The following is a 17,113-nucleotide window of genomic DNA, read 5'->3' as shown; positions in this document are numbered from 1 at the left end:
GGGGGCGGGCGGGAAGGACGGTCAGGCGTCGCCCGGGCCGCGCACGGTGGTCAGGTCGGAGAGCCCGGACACCTCCAGCACCGGTGCCAGGAGCGGGGTGGCGATGAGCTGGAGGCGGTCGACGTGGCGGAAGAGGACACTCAGTCCGGCGCTGTCGAGGTACTCCACCTCGGTCAGGTCGAGGACGAGAGGCCCCACCGTGGTCTCGATCGCTCTGGCGAGCGTGTCGGTGTTGCTCATGTCGATCTCACCGACGGCTGTCAACTGATGGACACCATCGGGCCGTCGACTGGGAGTCAGGGTCAGGAGCGTGCTCATCAGGCAATCCTCGTGTGCATGTCGACGGTGGTGCCGGCGGTGCCGGAGGTGATGGTGACCTGGTGCATCAGCGCCCGCATCAGCGCCACGCCCCGGCCACGGTGGCTGTTGGCCCCGGGCTGCGGCGTCTTCCAGCGGCCGGTGTCGGCGACGGTCAGGCGTAGGTCGTCGACCAGTGCCTCGGCGCGCAGCCGTACCGTGTCGCCGGGAGCGTCCCGGTGGCCGTGCTCGATGGCGTTGGCACACGCCTCCCCGGCCGCCACCAGGACGTTCTGCACCGTGTGCGGGGGGAGTTCACACTGGGCGAGCCAACTGCGCAGCGCCTTGCGGACCGGCGCCAGCTGCGAGGACTCGGCCGGGAAAGCCACCTCCAGGGGGGCCGGGTGGCGGTACAGCAGGAGAGCCACGTCGTCGTCGTAGCCGCCGGACGGCGCCAGTTGCGACATGACGTGGGTGGCGAGATCGTCGACCGCCACGTCGCGGCCGGCCTGGACGGCTTCGCCGGCCTGGTCTATGCCCGCCGTCAGCGGGCGCCGGCGACGCTCCACGAGCCCGTCGGTGTACAGCAGCAGTGTGGCGCGGGCGGGCACGGTACAGGTGCCTTCGGGACGTTCCCTGCCCGGGCGCACCGCCAGCGGCACGGAGCGGCCCTCGTCGAGCAGGACGGTGGTGCCGTCGGGGTGGCTGAGGATGCCCGGCGGATGGCCGGCGCTCGAGTAGGTGAGGCTGCCGGTGTCGGGGTCGAGGACGCCGCAGAACACGGTGGTGCACATCGCACCGGGAACGCCTGCGGCGAACTGGTCCAGCGCCATCAAGGTCTGCGCCGGGCTGGAGTCCTGCAACAGCAGGGCGCGGCAGGCGCTGCGCAGCTGACCCATGACGGTGGCCGCCTCGAGACCGCGGCCGACGCAGTCCCCGACGACGATGCCGATGCGGCCGTCCTGGAGCCGGACGGTGTCGTACCAGTCACCGCCGACCTCCAGCGGACGGGTGGCCGGCTCGTAACGGACGGCGAAGCCCTCGGGAAGGTTGGACGGACCGAGGATGGAGCGCTGCAGGGCGATCGCCGTCTCGCGCTGCTGGTCGATCTGGTAGGCGCGGGCCAGGCCCTGGGCGAGCTGACCGGCGAGGAGGGACAGCAGCAGCCGGTCCTCCTCACCGGTGAAGGGCCGGTGGTCGCCGAAGTCGATCCACAGCACCATCGTCCCCTCCGGGTGGCTGACGGTGATGCCCGCCCCGGCGGTGTCGTCGACGGGCGTCAGCAGAGGTCCGTCCAGCCAGGCGGACAGTTGCTCCCGACGCGCGGGGGACAGGTCCTGCCAGGCCAGGTCGGAGTCGGTCGCCGTCACCGACACCTCCTGTCCGGTGGTCGCGACCGCGGCCAGTACGCACTCGGCGCGCCACAGGTCCTTCAGCACCGCCAGCGAGCCCGCGAGGGCCTCCGGCAGACTGGTCGCCTGCGTCAGCCGCATGCTCAGGGCGGCCTGCGCACTCTCGCGCTGCACCTTGTAGTGCTCGGCGGTGACGTCGCGGAAGGTGCCCACGGTCACCTGCCGGCCGGTGTCCGGGTCCTGTGCCTGGTTGAAGGTGGCGGTCACCCACAGCCGGTGCCCGTCGCGGTGCGCGACCGGAATGGTGTAGGAGCCCTTGGGGTTGTTCAGCAGTTGCGCGAAGGCCTCACCCACCTCGCGGTGCGCTTCGGGGTCGACGTCGGCGTCCGGCCACCAGGGGTGCACCGGCTGGTAGGGGAGACCCTCGGGGTCGTAGCCGAGGATGTCGGTGAACGCCGTGTTGATCTCGATGACGGCGCCCTCCTCGTCGCAGACGAAGAAGGCCTCCTGGAGAGAGTCCACCAGAGCCTTGCGCCAGCGCGCCTGGTGGTTGCGGAGCCGGGCCAGTTCGACGTTGGCCCGCACCCGGGCGAGGAGTTCGGCCGCGGCGAACGGCTTGACGAGGTAGTCGTCGGCACCGGCCTGCAGGCCCTCGATCGACGCCTCCTGCCCGGCGCGGGCGGACAGCAGCACCACGGGCACCGACACGGTCCGCGGGTCGGTGCGCAGAGCGGCCACCAGGCCGAGACCGTCCAGGCCGGGCATCATGACATCGCTGATGACCAGATCCGGAGCGTCGGCACGGACGGCCTCCAGGGCCGCCAGACCGTCGTCGACGGTGTCCACCTGGTATCCCGCGCCGTCCAGGAGCCGCGTGAGGTACTCGCGCATGTCGGCGTTGTCGTCGGCGACGAGCACCCGCGCGGCGACGGCGGGGGCGGGGGCGTAGCCCGACGGGTCGGCGGCGGTCACCGCCGTGCGGGCGCCGGCGGCCACCTCGTCCGGCAGCCAGCGCAGCGCCTCCTGCACATAGGGGTCGGCGGTCGACGAGCCCCGGCCGTCCTCGGACGGCGCGAGGGCGTCGGCGGGCAGATGGGCCGATCCGAAGGGCAGACGGACGGTGAAGCGAGTACCCCCACCCTCGGTGCTGTCGGCGGTGATCGTGCCGCCGTGCAGCCCCACCAGCTCCTTGACCAGGGCCAGCCCGATACCGCTGCCCTCGTTGGAACGGGAACGGGCGTTCTCGATCCGGTGGAACCGTTCGAACAGGCGCGGCATCTCCGCCGCCGGCACGCCGATGCCGGTGTCGGCGACGGTCACGACGGCGTGCGTGTCCTCAGCGTGCACGGTCACGCGGATCGAGCCGTCGAAGGTGAACTTCAGAGCGTTGCTCAGCAGGTTCAGGATCACCTTCTCCCACATGCCGCGGTCGGTGTACACCGGCTCGGGGAGCGGGGCGCAGTCGATGTGGAAGCCCAGACCGGCCTTGTCGATGGCGGAGCGGAACACGCTGGCCAGGTCGGCGGTGACCAGGGAGAGGTCGGTCGGCTCGTAGCGGGCCTGCATCCGGCCTGCCTCGATACGGGAGAAGTCGAGCAGGGAGTTGACCAGCTTGCCCAGGCGCAGCCCGTTGCGGTGGACGACGTCCAGCTCCTCCCGTATGTGGGCGTCGGCTCCCGCCAGCTGGGTCCGGAGCTCCTCCACCGGCCCCATGATCAAGGTCAGGGGAGTGCGGAACTCATGGCTGATGTTGGAGAAGAAGGCCGTCTTGGCCCGGTCCAGCTCCGCGAGTTCCTCGGCCCGCCGCTGCTGGGCCTCGTAACTGCGGGCGCTGGCGATGCCCGCCGCGAGATGACCCGCGACCAGCTCGACGAACCCGCGGTAGGCGTCGTCCAGTGACCGGTAACGGTTCAGGCCGGCCACCAGGAACCCGTACGGAGAGCCGCCCTGTTGGAGCAGCGGCAGCACCAGCGCCTGCGAGGGCGACCGCGGCCAGTCACCGGCCGGCAGTTCGGCGAACGGGGCGTCGTCGAGCGGCACCAGCATCGACTCGCCGTGCGTGAGCGCCGTCACGGGCCACACGCCGGAGCCGTCGGCCGGCAGCGTCTGGGGCGCGGCGGGGTGGCCCCCCGTCAGTCCGGTGGCGTCCGCAAGGTGGGCGGAGCCGTCGGCCTCCAGGAGATACGTCAGGGTGAACGGCAGATCCCGCCGGTTGCCGGTCAGCTGCTGGTTGGCGAAGGCGAGCCACTCCTGCTCGGTGCGGACCACGCTGGGGTCGGAGCCGAGATCGCGCAGTGTCGCCATCCGGCGTTCGCCGATGACCCGTTCGGTGTCCTCGCTGACCACGCAGAGCATGCCGACCACGGTGCCCCGGTCGTCCCGCAGCGGGCTGTAGGAGAAGGTGTGGTAGCTCTCCTCCGTGTACCCGGACCGTTCCAGGAACAGCAGCAGGCCCTCGTCCCAGGTCGCCTCGCCCGTGCTCATGACGGTGTCGATGCGTGGGCCGATGTCGTCCCAGATCTCCGCCCACACCTCGCTCGCCGGCCGGCCCAGGGCCCAGGGGTACTTGGCACCGAGGGTGTCCCGCCGGTAGGCGGCGTTGCAGAAGAACGTGAGGTCCGGACCCCACGCCATCCACATCGAGAACCGGGAGGACAGCAGGATGCTCACCGCGGTCCGCAGACTCTGCGGCCACTGCTCCGGCAGGCCCAGCGCGGTCGCCGACCAGTCGACACGTGCCAGGTCCTGGCCGATCTCCTGGTCGGCAGTGAACACGCCCGTCCCGATCGCCGACGCGATCTCACAGGCGGCGTCTTGCGAACGCTCCACCGGTCACCCTTCCCTCACGCCGCCGGCAGGCAGCCGAGCCCGCCGGTCCCACGGCCCGCCGACTCCCGCCCGACTCCTTGCCGACCGCCCACCGCCCACCGCCGCCCGAGGGCAACACCGGGGGAAGGCACCTGCACCGCCACTGCCACTGCCGCGTCCTGCGGAAAAGCCCGGGGGCCTGCCCACCACGTGCGACGACTTCGTAGGATAAGCCAGCCGGCCGGGTACCCACCGCCCGGACGGCCACAGCCGGCCGGAGACGACGAGCAGGGGAGACGATGACGGCGAGCCCCGTACAGGCCGGCCCGGCGCTACCGGCCGCCGAGGAGGCGCGGCTGGCCGCCGTCCGCCGCTACCAGGTACTGGACACACCGCCCGACGGCGCCTTCGACCGGATCGCGTCCCTGGCGGCACGCCTCTTCGACGCGCCCATGGCCACCGTGGCGATCGTCGACACCGACCGCGTGTGGTTCAAGGCCGCCCACGGCCTCGGCGGCGTCACCGAGACCGACCGCGCGCCCGGGCTGAGCGCCTCCGCCATCCTCCACGGCGAGCCCTACGTGGTGACCGACACCGACGCCGACAGCCGCGCGTTCGCCCACCCCCTGGTCCGCGGTGATCTCGGTGTCCGCTTCTACGCCGCCGCACCGATCACCACGGCCGACGGACAACGCCTGGGCACCGTGGACGTCCTGGACACCCGGCCCCGCAAACCCACCGACGACCAGCTCGAGGCCCTGCGGGACCTGGCCGCGCTCGTCATGGACGAGCTGGAGCTGCGGCTGTCGGCCATGCGCACCGTCGCGGCCGAACGCGAACGGCGCGCGGAGGCGGAGCGTCTCGCGCGAGCCCTGCAACGCACGCTCCTGCCGCCCGCCCTGCCCGACGTCCCCGGCCTCCAGGTGGCGGCGGCCTACCACACGGCCTCACCGGACGAGGTGGGCGGCGACTTCTACGATCTGTTCCCCCTGGACGACGGCCGGTGGGCGTTCTTCCTGGGCGACGTGTGCGGCAAGGGGGCGGACGCCGCGGCGCTGACCTCGCTGACCCGCTACACGCTGCGCGCGGCCGCCATCTACGACCCGGACCCGTGCGCCGCGCTCGCCAACCTGGACGTCGTCCTCAAGGGGGAGTACCAGGGCAGTGACCCGCGCTACTGCACCGCGGTCTTCGGCGTGCTCCAGCCCCTGCCCGACGGCTCCCACGCCATCACGCTGGCCGGCGGCGGACACCCCTCCACCCTCGCCGTGCGCGCCGACGGAACCGTGCAGGCGATCTCGACGGCAGGGGGCCAGCTCGTCGGCATGCTGCCCGACCCCCAGTTCGTGCAGAACACCACACGGCTCCTCCCGGGTGAATGCCTCCTGCTGTACACGGACGGCCTCACCGAGGCGCGCACGTCGGACGGCACCATGCTCGACGAGGACGGTCTGACCCGTCATCTGACCGAGACGGCCCCGCGCACCGCCGAGGAACTGCTGCAGTCGGTCGAGGCGCTGTTGGAGCGCCTGGGCGAGGGTGTCAGTGACGACACCGCCGTCCTCGCGCTGTCCGTACCCGCACCCATCGAACCCCGCCCCCAGGAGAACCGGTGACCGACTCCGAACACCTGTTGACCGTCACCCCGCACGCGACCCCGTCGGGAACCTTCGTCCTGGAGGTGTCGGGGGAGCTGGACCACCACACCGCCCAGCTCCTGACCCACGCGGTCAACGACGCCCCCTTCGACGACGGCGGCGTGGTCATCGACCTGTCCGCCCTCACCTACTGCGACTCCACGGGCATCACCGTGCTCATCGGCGCCTACCAGAGGTCTCAGGCGACCGGCTCTCCGCTCAGCCTGGCCGGGGTCAATCCGGACCAGATGCGGGTCTTCACCGTCGTTGGGCTCGATCAGGTCTTCACCTTCCACCCCACCACCGCGGCGGCCATCGCCGCCCTGGGACGGTGACCGGGGCCGGCCCCTCCCGGTCCTGCGCCGGCAGGACGGGGACGGTGCCGGCGGACCGGGAACGGACTAGACTGGCCGGTACACACGTCCAGCCGCACGAGGCGTGGGGGGCGGGGGCCTTGGCCGATCGGAGCGGTGGGGGAGGGGTTGGGGACCGCAGTGCTCACACACGAGCGTACGGAACGCCGGGTCCGGGACATGGATCACGGTGATCACCTGTGCCTGGCGTTCGCCGATGACGACGAGCAGCGCCGGGTGGTCACGGCCTACGTGTCCGCCGGAATCGAGCGCGGCGAGCGGGTCATGTACTTCGCCGACCAGTGCACCCCGGCAGAGGTCCTCGGCTGGCTGAGCGAGGCGGGTGTCGATCCCGGGCCCGCGCTGAAGACGGGGCAGCTGGTGGTGACCACGGCCGACGAGACCTACCTGGCGGCCGGTTCGTTCGACGCCGACGACATGGTGACCGTGCTGCGGCGCGAGGTCAGGGAGTCGCTGGCCGGCGGCTACACCGGGTTCCGGGTGAGCGGTGAGATGGGCTGGGCCCTGCGTGCCGTTCCCGGCGCCGACCGGCTCGGCGAGTACGAGACCAAGGTCAACTCGGTCTTCGCCGGCCAGAAGGCGTCCGCCATCTGCCAGTACGACGCGCGCCGCTTCACCAGCACGCAGCTGGACGGATTCGACCGGTGCCACCCCGGAGCGGTGGAGGCTCAGCCTCTCCATGACGACGGCACGCTCCGACTGCTCCCCTCGTTCCACGAAGGGCACCGCGCGCTGCGCGTGGCCGGCAGTGTCGACCACCGCACCACGCACGCCCTCGCCGCGGCGCTGGACGCGGCGCTGACCTGGCCGGGCGACATCCGGGTGGACATGACGGAACTGGAGTTCATCGACCTCGCCGGGGTCCGCGTCCTGTCCCGGCGCGCGGCCGGGCTGGAGCCGGGCCGACGTCTCCACGTGGTGGAACTGGCACCTCTGCTCTGCCAGGTGATCACCATGGTCGGCTTCGACGAGACCCCCGCCCTGGTCGTCACCCCGCGGAGGGCCACCGCGTGACCGAGACGCTCACCGTGGACCCGCCGCCCCCGCACGGCGGCAGCCTCGCCCACCAGGCGTTGGTCTACGGCAGTGACGACGAGTTCCTCGCCGCGACGGTGCCGTTCTGCCTGGACGGACTGGAGCAGGGCGACGCCGTGCTGGCGGTCACCACACTGCGCAACACGGACCTGTTGCACCAGGCCCTCGACGGGGCGTCCGCCCACATCGAGTTCGCGGACGCCGACGAGTGGTACCGCACCCCCGGTCGCACGCTGGGCGACTACTACCGGTACGTGGACCGGCTCACCGGCACCGGAGGGCACCGACGGGTACGCGTCATCGGTGAGCCCGTCTGGACTTCCAGGGACGCGCTGGAGACGGCCGAGTGGACCCGCTACGAGGCCGCCATCAACGTGGCCTTCGCCGACTGTCCGGCCTGGATCGTCTGTCCGTACGACACGCGCGTCCTGCCGGAGGGCGTGGTGGCCGACGCCCGCCGGACCCACCCGGTGATAGAGGTGGCGGCGACCGTCCTGCCCAGTGACCATTACGTGGCTCCGACGGCCGAGGGCGGCTGGCGACGGCCGCTCCAGCCCTTGGGCACGGACGACGGAGGCATCGTCATGCGCTTCGGAACCGACCTGTCGGCCGTGCGGGCCGAGGTTGCCGAGTCCGCCGCCCGGATGGGTCTGTCCGAGGACGGGATCCGGCGTCTGGTCTTCGCGGTCAACGAGGTGGCCACCAACGCGGTCCAGCACGGCGGAGGCGCCGGTGAACTGGTGGTCCGACGCGCGGGCCGGCGTGTGGTGTGCGACGTCACCAGCAGCGGCGACAACGACTCCGACTGGTACGTGGGATATCTGCCTCCCGACCCGCAGCGTCAGTCCGGGCACGGCATGTGGGTGGTGCGCCAGTTGTGCGACCTGCTCGAGGTGCACACGGGTCAGAACAGCACGACCGTACGGCTTCACGTCGGCCTCGGATGAGGGGGCCGGCGCCGTCCGGCGGACGGGGGCCGGCCACCGCGGGGGTCAACGGAGCGCGATCAGCGCCGTGACGCGCTTGCCCGACGCCTCGCGCCGGATCTCTACGGCCTGGCTCAAGGCGGCCACGATCTCCAGCCCGTGCTGGCCCACCCGGCCGGGATCGGCGGGCCTGGTGACCGGAAGCGTGGTGCCGCCGTCCCGCACGGTGACGGTCAGCGTGTCGTCCGTCCGCGCCAGGGTCAGTTCGATGAGCCCGCGCCCGTATTTCACCGCGTTGGTGATGAGCTCGCTCACCACCAGCTGGACGGCGTCGGCCGTCCTTTCGGGCAAGGCGTGATCGCGGCCTCGCTGGGAGGCGGCGAGGTACTCGGCCGCGACGCGACGGGCCTCGGCGATCCGCAAGGTCTCCCGCCGGAACGTCGTCGAGAGTCCTTGCGGACCCGCCTCCGCGCCGTCCGGCGCCCGCCGTATCGACGGACCGTTCAGCCCGGACCCACCCATGTCAATCGCCACGTTACCCCCGCGTGATGCGCTGCGCGCCGACGTCTCCCGCGCCGCCGGAACATTAGCCGCTCCTACGATAGTTCCGCTTTCCGCCGGCCACTGCCTTTCACCCGGCGAGGGAGCGGTGCCCGCCGCCCCGGTGTGCCCACGGTGAGGGGCCCTCGCCTCAGGCCGCGCTGAGCATGCCTTCGCGCAGGCGGGCCAGCAGGCGCGAGATCAGCCGGGAGACGTGCATCTGGGAGACGCCGAGGCGCTCGCCGATGTCCTTCTGGGTGAGCTCCTCCACGAACCGCCAGTGGATGATCTGACGGTCGCGCTCGTCGAGCTCGGCGATCATCGGGGCGAGCGCGTGGAAGTCCTCGACCAGGGCGAGTGCGGTGTCCTCGGCGCCGATGAAGTCGGCCAGGGCGGACTCGCCGTCCTCGCTGCCGCTGATGGCCGCGTCCAGGGAGGCGGAGTTGTAGCCGTTGGCGGCCAGGCGGGCCTCGACGACCTCGTCCTCCGGCAGGCTCATCAGCTCGGACAGTTCCTTGGTGGTGGGGTTGCGGCCCAGTCGGCTGCGCAGCTCCTCGGTGGCCCGGGCCAGCTGGACGCGGGCCTCCTGGAGGCGGCGGGGCACGTGGACGGCCCAGGAGGTGTCACGGAAGAACCGCTTGATCTCGCCGACGATGTAGGGCACGGCGAAGGAGGTGAACTCGACCTCGCGGGTGAGCTCGAACCGGTCGATGGCCTTGATCAGGCCGATCATGCCGACCTGGACGATGTCCTCCATCTCCTCCGGTCCGCGGCTGCGGAAGCGGCCGGCCGCGAAGCGGACCAGGGACATGTTCATCTCGATCAGCGTGTTGCGCGCGTACTGGTATTCGGGCGTGCCCTCTTCGAGGACCGACAGCTGCTGGAAGAAGAGCTTCGACAACTCCCGCGCGTCCTTGGGCGCCACCTTGGACGGGTCCGCCACCTCCGGCATGCCCGTGGTGGTGTGCTCGGTGATCCCTGCGGTCATCGTCGCCATGATGGGCCCTCCCTGTTCGAACTGCCTGCTCGTCAGCAGCGACTCGGCCAATACCCCCGGTCTCGGGGTGTATGCAAGGCCGTGCGGAGAACTTTTTCATACGCCGCGCCACCCGGCGCCTCCAGGTACACGGAACGGGGGGTGTAGACCTGTCGGCGTGGGGCATTCGGTGTTCTGCCTGACACGCACCGGTCCCGATCGTGGCCGTCGGGCGCCATGAGGCCGTTACTGGCGGGGTTTGTGAGGGGAGACGCACCACAATGATCATTCCGGCGGAGAAGGAACTGCGCTCGGTCCTGGCCCGGTTCGCTCAGGCGCGCATCGAACACGACGTGTGCCCCACCGGCCTGACCAGCAGGACGCTCGAGGACACCACGTACACGCTGTGCGTGATGACCGGGGCCCGCACGGCCGAGGAGGCTCTGCGCACGGCCGATGCCCTGCTCGAGCAGTACGCCGACCGTACGAGCGTCTCCCGCGAGGACGAGGCACTGGCCGCATAGGCCACGGCCGGGTGGGCCACGGCCGGGCGGGCATAGGCTTCCCGCCATGAACCGATGGGAGCAGCTGACCGGCGGCGGGTCCGGCGAGCGGTACGCCGCTCGTTTCGCGGAACTCGCCGAACGAGGTGAGGACGTACACGGCGAGGCGCGCCTGTGCGCCACGCTGGTGCCTCCGGGATCGCGCGTGCTGGACGCCGGGTGCGGCACCGGGCGGGTCCTGGTACAACTCGCCGAACTCGGGTACGACGGTGCGGGCGTGGACCAGGACGCCTCCATGCTGGCCGTGGCGCGTCGAGCCGCCCCGCAGCTGACCTGGGTCCAGGCCGACCTGTCGGACTTCGATCCGGCCGCTGCGGGGATCGCCCCCGGTTTCGACCTCGTCGTCGCCGCGGGCAACGTCTTCCCCCTCCTCGCCCCGGGTACCGAGGCGGCCGTGGCCGCCGCACTGTCCCGGGCCCTGCGCCCGGGCGGCCTCCTCGTCGCCGGCTTCGGCCTGGACCGGGAGCACCTCCCGGTGCCGCCCGGTCTCACCCTGGCGGACTACGACGCGCACTGCGCCGAGGCCGGCCTGACCCTCACGGACCGTTTCGCCACCTGGGACGCCGACCCGTACGAGGGCGGCGGCTACGCGGTCAGCGTCCATCGCCGCTGACCCGTCGCGGTCCGCCGCACCACGGTCTGCCTCCTGACGGCCGCTCCGACGGTGTGCGGCGCGGCTCGGGCGGCGCTCGTGTCCCTGACCCAGGGCCACCGCTGACGTCCGGGGGACGCGCTGTCCCGGGCCATCCCACGCGCGACGGTGTCGGTGAGCGACTCGATCCGCGTGGCGCCGTCCCGGGCGGCGACGTGCGGGTGAGCATGGGGTGGCCCAGTCCCCCTTCGCGCCGAGGCGATGCGATGCCCGACCGTGCCCCTGACGTCCGCCCCGATCCCGCCGCACCGCGAGGGGCCCTGCACCCCAGGCTCGCCGAACGCTGGCTGTTCCGGGGCATCTACGGTCTGGTGCTGGCCAGCGCCATGGTGGCCGCGCTGGATGTGCCGGGCGGGGAGGCCGATCCCGGGCAGGACGCGCTGTGGGTCCTGCTCACCGCGCTGGCGTCGGGTGCCGCCCACGGGTACGCGCACGTCATCGCCCAGCGCGCGTCGGGAGCGGGGACGGCCAGGCCGAGCAGAGCGCGGGCGGTGCTGGCCGAGTGGCCGCTGGTGGCCGCCGTACTGCCCACCGTGTGCCTCCTGCTCGGAGCGGTCGCCGAGTGGTGGACGGAGGACACGGCGGTCGACGTGGCTCTGCTGTTCAACACCGTCGCCCTGTTCGTGCTCGGGGTCTCGGCGGCGCGCACCGCGGGACTGGGCTGGCTGTCCTCCTGCCGGGCGGGGTTCATGGACATGCTGATCGGGCTCGTGGTCATCGCCGCGGACGCGCTGATCGAGTAGCGCGGCCGTCGGCCGCCGTGTCGTCGCGCGGGACCTGGCTCACCCCTCGGCGCCGGTCGGTCCGTCGGTGCGTGAGCTCGACCGACCCGGCACCTTACGGTGTATGAATGCCGGAAGACCGGTAAGGCGGCTGGGATGAGCAGCTTTACCGGAAGGTCTCCGAATGAGGGCGGGTTCCCCGCGGCCGTCCCTGGACGCGAGCCGTCGGCCCGCACGGTGCCGGCTGTGAGCGCGGCTCCCATGCAGCCCCGGCGGGACGGCGAGGGAAGCCTCGCGCACGTGGTGGAAACCCTGTTGGACAAGGGCCTGGTGCTCAACGCGGACATCATGGTCTCGGTCGCCGGGGTCGAGTTGCTGGGCATCCGGTTGCGTGCGGCCCTCGCCTCCTTCGAGACGGCCGCCCGCTACGGACTCGAGTTCCCTTCCGGCACGGACACGGAGACCGCCGCGTGGCGTGAGACCCGGGAGGAGAAGGAGACCTGCCCGGCGTGCGGCAAGCGCGTTCCCGTCGAGCAGTTGCTGGACCAGTGGTGCCCGTGGTGCGGCTGGCGCAGTGCGCAGGCCCAGTTGCGGGACGGCTCCGGGCAGGCCGCCCTGACGGGCCGCCAGGAAGCCCACGCCGAGGGGGACGTCGAGGGCGACGGAGCCCGCGAACGGGACGAGGCCGAACGAGAGGCCGAGCGGCGTGACTGACCGGACCCCGATGCGGCCCACGCGTGAGCCGAGAGTGACCCTGGACGACCTGGTGGAGGTGCTGCTCAACAAGGGCGCGGTCCTGCACCTCGACCTCATCGTCGCGGTCGCGGACATCCCCCTGATCGGGGTCTCGGTGCGGGCGGCGATCGCCGGGATGGAGACCATGCTGGAGTACGGCATGATGCGCAACTGGGACGAGGCCACCCGCGCCTGGGCCGAGCGCTCCGCCGGCCGCCGCGCCCTCGACCTGCGGGAGGGGGAGAGCATCGTCCGCCGGATGAGCGGCGGCCACCTGCTGACCGAGGGCGTCTACCACGGCTGGCGGCCCGGCACCGTCCACCTCACCGACCAGCGTCTCGTCGTGCTGCGCGAGGAGCCCAGGGAGGTGCTCTGGCAGACCGAGCTGGACGCCGTGGGTTCGGTCCGGCTGAAGCCGGAGCGGACGGTCGGCGGCGAGGAACGCCTGCGCCTCGAGGTCTCGTCGGCCGACGGCCGGCGGGACCTGCTCTCCGCCAGGGAACCGGAGGCCCTGCACGACCTGCTCGTCCGGGCCCTCGCCGGGCGCCTCGCGCCGGCCCTCCCGGCCGCAGCCGCGACCGAGGAGGAGCCGCCGATCGCCGAGGGACACCTCTGGTACGAGGAACCGCGCAGGGCCGGCCCGTTGTGGCGCGGCGGAAGGGCCCGGCTCACGGCCGGCCGGCTCACCTGGAAGTCGCCCGTGGACGCCCGGCCGGCGCTGGCGCTCGCGACGACGGACCTGGCCGGGGTGGAACGCGTGCCCGGGTACGGGCCCGCCGGTGAGGGGAGTGTCCTCGTGCTGTGCACCACGGCCGGCGACGAGATCCGGCTCGCCGCCGACGATCCGGAGCGCTGGCTCCGGTGGCTGACGTCCGCGAGCCCCGTGCCGGCCACCGCATGAGGGGTGCAGGGACCGACCGGGCAGTGCAGCGAAGAGAAGGGAAGACGACATGCCGTTGACCGTCGACGAGAAGAGCCTCAAGCACGGGGTGCTGTCCCTCGTCGTGACGCTGGTCGAGGTGATCCAGGAGGCCCTGGACCGCCAGGCCATGCGGCGCATCGACGGCGGCGACCTCGACCCGGAGGAGGCCGAACGCCTCGCCGACGCCCTGCTGGAACTGGACGAGGCGATGGAACAGATCAAGGAGGACCACGGCATCGTCGGCTCGGTCGCCGACCTGCACCGCGGGCTGGACGACGTGGTCGACGACGTCGTGGACAAGCTGATCAACCCCCAGCGCTGGGCGGAGGAGGCCGGCCGATGACGGAGAACACCGCCCTGTACGTGTACGCCCTGCTGCCCGACCGGGCCGACGCCGCAGAGGGGGTCACCGGTCTCGACGGGCGGCCCCTGCGCGTGGTGGCGGTTCCGGGCACCGGCGTCGCCGCGCTGGTGCACGAGGCCACGCCGGCCCCCTTCCAGGGCGACGACGACCGGGTACGGCGCTGGGTGGCCGAACAGAGCGAGGCGGTCACCACGGTCTGGGAACGTGCCGGCAGCCTGCTGCCCATGACCTTCAACGTCCTCGTCGCGGCCGACACCGCGTCCGGACGCAGTGCCGAGCAGCGGCTGGGCGACTGGATCAGGGAACAGGAGGAGGACATCACCGGGCAGTTGGACGCTCTGTCCGGGCGGTGCGAGCTGCGCGTGGAGGTCACCCTCGACCGGCAGGCCGCGTCCGCCGGCGGTTCCGCCGCGAGTACGGAGGAGACCGAGGGCGGCGCGCGGTCGCCGGGCATGCGCAGGCTGCTCGCCAAGCAGCGGGAGCAGCGGGAGAAGAACGCGGCCGGGCAGCTCGCGGACACGCTGCACGCCGGTCTCCGGCGCCGCCTGCTGGCGGTCGCCGAGGACCTGCGCGACCGCGGCGCGGCCCACCGCGATCCTGGAGAGACCGATGTCCTGTCCGCCGCCCTGCTCGTGCGGCGCGAGGACATCAACTCGGTCGGCGCCGTCCTGAGCGAGGCGCAGGCCCTCCAGCCCGCGCTGCGCATCCGCTTCCTCGGGCCCTGGCCCCCGTACTCGTTCACCGAGACACGGCCGCAGGCGGCGGCGGAACACGCGGCGGGCTGACGCCGGGACGACGCACCCGGGCGCACCGGCCGGTGTGCGCGCCCGGTGCGCCGTCAGGAGCCGTACCCTCAGCCCGCGCCGTCCAGATTGCGCCGCAGGCCGCCGGGGGCTCTCAGCGCCTTCTCGATGCTCTCCAGCGACCTGCCGCGCGTCTCGGGCACCTTGAGGACGACGAAGACGACGCAGAGCACGTTCATGGCGGCGTACAGGAAGAAGGTCCCCGAACGTCCTATGGCGTTGACGGTGCTCAGTGCCGTCACGGCGATCAGCAGGTCGAAGCCCCAGACGGTGAGCGTGGCCAGGCTCGTCGCCGGGCCGCGCACGCTCAGCGGCAGGATCTCCGGAGCGATGAGCCAGACGACCGACTGCATGCCGATGCCGTTGAACAGGATGTAGGCGAACAGGGCGCCGATCACGGTCCAGCGCTGGGCGGGGGAGTCGTCCAGCAGGAAGGCGGCTCCCAGGACGGTCATGGCCAGCCCCGACAGCGGTACGAAGCAGAGCATCGTGCGGCGCCGGCCGAGGGCGTCCACGGCGATCGCACCGGTGACCCCCGCGACGACGAGCATCGTTCCGATACCGATGCCGGTGAGGAGCGCGACCGAGTCGCCGAACCCGGCGTCGGACAGCATCGTCGGGGCGTAGTAGACGACGGCGTTGATCCCGGTCAGCTGTGAGAAGGCCGCCACGCCCAGGGCGACGACCAGGGCCGGCCGGACCCAGGGCCTGGTGAGGGCGCGGCGGTCCGCGCGGGGAGAGGCGGCCGAGACCTCGCGGATGCTGTCGATCTCGGCCGCGACGTCCGCGTCACCGGGCCGAAGGCGCCGCAGGACGGCCGCCGCCGCGTCCTCGTGACCGTGTTCGACGAGCCACCGCGGGCTCTCCGGCAGTCGCAGCATGCCGACGGCCAGAACCATCGCCGGGACGACGGCCAGCCCGAACATGATCCGCCACCCGCCGCTGCCGGCGAACAGCCACCCGCACAGATAGGCGAGCAACTGCCCGATGGCCACCATCAGCTGGAAGAGCACCATGAGGCGGCCGCGGATGGCCGTCGGCGCCAGTTCGGCGATGTAGACCGGAACCATGTTGGACGCTCCGCCCACGGCCAGGCCGAGTACGAAGCGAGCGGCGATCAGCGACCCGGTCCCCGGCGCCAGCGCCGCGCCCAGGGCGCCCGCGGCGAAGACCACCGCCACCCAGAGGATCACCCGGCGGCGTCCGAAGCGTCCGGCGAGACGGCCCGAGCACAGTGCGCCGGCCATCGCGCCGACCAGGATCACGCTGACCACGATCTCCTGCCCCCGCGAGGACAGTCCGAGGTCTTCGCGGAGGTGGAGCAGGGCACCGGAGATGATGCCCGTGTCGTAGCCGAAGAGCAGGCCGCCCAGGGCGGACACCGCCGCGACCGCGTAGACCTGGGCGGGCCGACGGCCGGACGGCCGGGTGTCCCCGGTGGCGGGGGCGGCCGTGGCGGTCTCAGGCATCGCCCATGACCAGACCCTCGATGGTGTGCTTCTGCGTCACCGGCGTCAGCTCCTCCACGACCGGGCAGTCCAGATGCCGCCGCACCCGGTCCGGAAGCGTCTCCCAGTAGGCACGGGTCACGGCCGTGTCGTGCCGGTCGCCGTTCGTCGCCTCGGGTCCGTCGACGCCCAGGACCAGGACGGGCCGGGGCTTGGTGGAGTGGTTGGTGGTTCCCCGGTGGACGGTCAGGGCGGTACGGGCCGAGATGTCACCGCGCTTGGGGTACTTGCGTACGGCCCGCTCCGCGTAGCGGCCGTAGTGGGAGCGGGGCGGGAACATGCCGTGCTCGAACTCCTCGCTGTCGTCCCACTGGGTGCCGGGAGCGATCTCGAAGGGGCCCATGTCCTCCTCGGTGTCGACGGTGGTGACGTTGAACGCGAGGGAGGTGAGGCGCCGTTCGCGGCGGGTCTCCTCGGGCATGGGGAAGTCGCGGTGCCACGGCTGGTTGACGGCGCCTTCCAGCGGGACGTCGAATCCGAGCTCCACGATGCGGTAGTCGGGGCCGAGGGTCGCGGTGCACAGGGAGCGCACCCAGGGGTGGTCGACCAGTTCCACGAAGCCCCTGATCTGTTCGGGGTGGATCTCGACGTAGTAGCGGTTCGGTCCGCGGCCGACCGCGCCGCCGGGGCGGGAGCGGGCCTCCTCGAAGGCCTTGGCGACGTCCTTGCCGAGCTCGTCGGCCCACCGGGGGGTGAAGGCGCCCTTGCACGCGGTGATGCCGTCCTCGTACAGGGCCCGCACGTGTGCGGACACGTCGAGGTCCAGGTCGTCGACGTCGATACCGGGGAAAACGGGCACGGTCATGTGCGCCTCCTTGCGCTGTGCGGACGGCGACCATGTTGCGACGTTGATTGCGACGTTGCAATACCTGGCGGGAAGATTCTGGAGACTGTCAGCG

17 protein-coding genes are annotated in these 17,113 nt (G+C 72.1%); 11 read left to right on the top strand and 6 right to left on the bottom strand.

Features of this window, described 5'->3' with window-relative positions:
- Positions 1–21: 21 nt before the first annotated feature.
- Both SAM23877_RS02245 and SAM23877_RS02240 read right to left on the bottom strand, forming a co-directional pair.
- The gene (locus SAM23877_RS02245; protein ID WP_053126354.1) at positions 22–318 is read right to left on the bottom strand and encodes an STAS domain-containing protein; all 297 of its coding nucleotides are present in this window, start codon (positions 316–318) and stop codon (positions 22–24) included.
- The gene (locus tag SAM23877_RS02240) at positions 318–4,478 is read right to left on the bottom strand and encodes a SpoIIE family protein phosphatase (RefSeq protein ID WP_053126352.1); all 4,161 of its coding nucleotides are present in this window, start codon (positions 4,476–4,478) and stop codon (positions 318–320) included. The genes SAM23877_RS02245 and SAM23877_RS02240 overlap by 1 nt, the downstream gene beginning before the upstream one ends.
- 278 nt (positions 4,479–4,756) lie before the next feature.
- On the opposite strand from SAM23877_RS02240, the gene SAM23877_RS02235 reads away from it, so the two are divergent.
- The 4 genes from SAM23877_RS02235 (at position 4,757) to SAM23877_RS02220 (ending at position 8,450) form a co-directional block, all read left to right on the top strand.
- Positions 4,757–6,073 (top strand): PP2C family protein-serine/threonine phosphatase, encoded by a 1,317-nt coding sequence (locus SAM23877_RS02235; RefSeq protein WP_053126350.1) that lies wholly within the window; start codon positions 4,757–4,759, stop codon positions 6,071–6,073.
- The gene (locus tag SAM23877_RS02230; RefSeq protein ID WP_053126348.1) at positions 6,070–6,429 is read left to right on the top strand and encodes an STAS domain-containing protein; all 360 of its coding nucleotides are present in this window, start codon (positions 6,070–6,072) and stop codon (positions 6,427–6,429) included. The genes SAM23877_RS02235 and SAM23877_RS02230 overlap by 4 nt, the downstream gene beginning before the upstream one ends.
- A 198-nt stretch (positions 6,430–6,627) precedes the next feature.
- Positions 6,628–7,482 carry an MEDS domain-containing protein gene (locus tag SAM23877_RS02225; protein WP_053126345.1) on the top strand — a complete coding sequence of 285 codons (855 nt, stop codon included), beginning with the start codon at positions 6,628–6,630 and terminating at the stop codon, positions 7,480–7,482.
- A complete protein-coding gene (locus SAM23877_RS02220; protein WP_053126343.1) occupies positions 7,479–8,450 on the top strand; it encodes a sensor histidine kinase in 972 nt (323 codons plus the stop codon). Before SAM23877_RS02225 ends, SAM23877_RS02220 begins: the two co-directional genes overlap by 4 nt.
- A gap of 45 nt (positions 8,451–8,495) precedes the next feature.
- On the opposite strand, the gene SAM23877_RS02215 is transcribed toward SAM23877_RS02220, so the two are convergent.
- Together SAM23877_RS02215 and SAM23877_RS02210 are read right to left on the bottom strand one after the other, a co-directional pair.
- Entirely contained in the window at positions 8,496–8,951 is a 456-nt protein-coding gene (locus tag SAM23877_RS02215; protein WP_167355222.1) for an ATP-binding protein, read from the bottom strand.
- A gap of 169 nt (positions 8,952–9,120) precedes the next feature.
- Positions 9,121–9,966: an RNA polymerase sigma factor SigF gene (locus SAM23877_RS02210; protein WP_053142075.1), complete on the bottom strand. Its 846-nt coding sequence runs from the start codon at positions 9,964–9,966 to the stop codon at positions 9,121–9,123.
- A gap of 260 nt (positions 9,967–10,226) precedes the next feature.
- Between SAM23877_RS02210 and SAM23877_RS02205 the strand changes: the two genes are divergently transcribed.
- The 7 genes from SAM23877_RS02205 to SAM23877_RS02175 all read left to right on the top strand — a co-directional run bounded on the left by SAM23877_RS02205 (position 10,227) and on the right by SAM23877_RS02175 (position 14,688).
- Positions 10,227–10,469: a DUF5133 domain-containing protein gene (locus tag SAM23877_RS02205; RefSeq protein ID WP_053126341.1), complete on the top strand. Its 243-nt coding sequence runs from the start codon at positions 10,227–10,229 to the stop codon at positions 10,467–10,469.
- A 46-nt stretch (positions 10,470–10,515) separates the two neighbouring features.
- Positions 10,516–11,121 (top strand): class I SAM-dependent methyltransferase, encoded by a 606-nt coding sequence (locus SAM23877_RS02200; RefSeq protein WP_053126337.1) that lies wholly within the window; start codon positions 10,516–10,518, stop codon positions 11,119–11,121.
- A 245-nt stretch (positions 11,122–11,366) separates the two neighbouring features.
- The gene (locus tag SAM23877_RS02195; RefSeq protein WP_053126335.1) at positions 11,367–11,903 is read left to right on the top strand and encodes a hypothetical protein; all 537 of its coding nucleotides are present in this window, start codon (positions 11,367–11,369) and stop codon (positions 11,901–11,903) included.
- A gap of 225 nt (positions 11,904–12,128) precedes the next feature.
- Positions 12,129–12,596, top strand: coding sequence for a gas vesicle protein (locus SAM23877_RS41740; protein ID WP_280518063.1), 468 nt, complete (start codon positions 12,129–12,131; stop codon positions 12,594–12,596).
- A gap of 34 nt (positions 12,597–12,630) precedes the next feature.
- Complete coding sequence (locus SAM23877_RS02185) at positions 12,631–13,518, top strand: gas vesicle protein (RefSeq protein WP_235614500.1); 888 nt, start codon at positions 12,631–12,633, stop codon at positions 13,516–13,518.
- A 49-nt stretch (positions 13,519–13,567) separates the two neighbouring features.
- On the top strand, positions 13,568–13,882 hold the full coding sequence (locus tag SAM23877_RS02180) for a gas vesicle protein K (protein WP_053126329.1): 315 nt from the start codon (positions 13,568–13,570) through the stop codon (positions 13,880–13,882).
- Positions 13,879–14,688 (top strand): GvpL/GvpF family gas vesicle protein, encoded by an 810-nt coding sequence (locus SAM23877_RS02175; protein WP_053126327.1) that lies wholly within the window; start codon positions 13,879–13,881, stop codon positions 14,686–14,688. The genes SAM23877_RS02180 and SAM23877_RS02175 overlap by 4 nt, the downstream gene beginning before the upstream one ends.
- Positions 14,689–14,756: 68 nt before the next feature.
- Here SAM23877_RS02175 and SAM23877_RS02170 read toward each other — a convergent pair whose 3' ends face one another.
- Positions 14,757–16,175, bottom strand: a complete 1,419-nt coding sequence (locus SAM23877_RS02170; RefSeq protein ID WP_053126325.1) for a sugar porter family MFS transporter — start codon at positions 16,173–16,175, stop codon at positions 14,757–14,759.
- Complete coding sequence (locus tag SAM23877_RS02165; RefSeq protein WP_053126324.1) at positions 16,168–17,019, bottom strand: phytanoyl-CoA dioxygenase family protein; 852 nt, start codon at positions 17,017–17,019, stop codon at positions 16,168–16,170. Before SAM23877_RS02165 ends, SAM23877_RS02170 begins: the two co-directional genes overlap by 8 nt.
- Positions 17,020–17,113: the final 94 nt, after the last annotated feature.

Source organism: Streptomyces ambofaciens ATCC 23877, assembly GCF_001267885.1.
Taxonomy (GTDB): Bacteria; Actinomycetota; Actinomycetes; order Streptomycetales; family Streptomycetaceae; genus Streptomyces; species Streptomyces ambofaciens.
Note: the sequence above shows the minus strand (reverse complement) of the source record. Positions and strands in the feature narration are given on the sequence as shown.